Genomic DNA, 599 nt, shown 5'->3' with positions numbered 1-599 from the left:
GGTAGAGTTTTACTCTATGATACGGGCAAGGCTTGGCAAAACGGCAGTATAGCTGAGCAAGTGATTACGCCAGTACTGCATCGCAGAGGCTACTCAAGTGTCGATACGATGATTTTAAGTCATGCCGATAATGACCATGCTGGCGGCCGAAAAGTGATAGAGCAGTACTTTTCACCTAAACACAAACTAAGCAGCCAGAGCTTTTTACATTATCAGCCTTGTATTGCTGCTGAGAAATGGAAGTGGCAAGGGTTGAACATGGAGGTACTTTGGCCTCCTAAACCTGTTGTACGTGCATACAACCCCCACTCTTGTGTCATCAGTCTGGAAGACCCTAGTACAGGTTTTAAAATGTTGTTTACTGGTGATATCGAAGCCATCAGCGAATGGATACTGCTTCGAGAGCCAGAAAAGCTGCGCAGTGATGTAATGTTAGTGCCGCATCATGGAAGCAAAACCTCTTCTAACCCTAAGTTTATCAATGTTGTTGAGCCTAGCTTGGCTATTGCTTCAACGGCAAAACTAAACCAGTGGGGAATGCCCGCACCTGAAGTCGTTCAGACCTATACCGATAGTGGTGTTAGTTGGTTAGACACTGG

General features: G+C 45.7%; 1 protein-coding gene. It reads left to right on the top strand.

Features of this window, described 5'->3' with window-relative positions:
* A partial coding sequence (locus R7O13_RS28825) for a ComEC/Rec2 family competence protein (protein ID WP_318305455.1) occupies window positions 1-599 on the top strand: 599 nt, incomplete at both ends.

The organism is Vibrio sp. Y176, from assembly GCF_033438945.1.
Note: the sequence above shows the minus strand (reverse complement) of the source record. Positions and strands in the feature narration are given on the sequence as shown.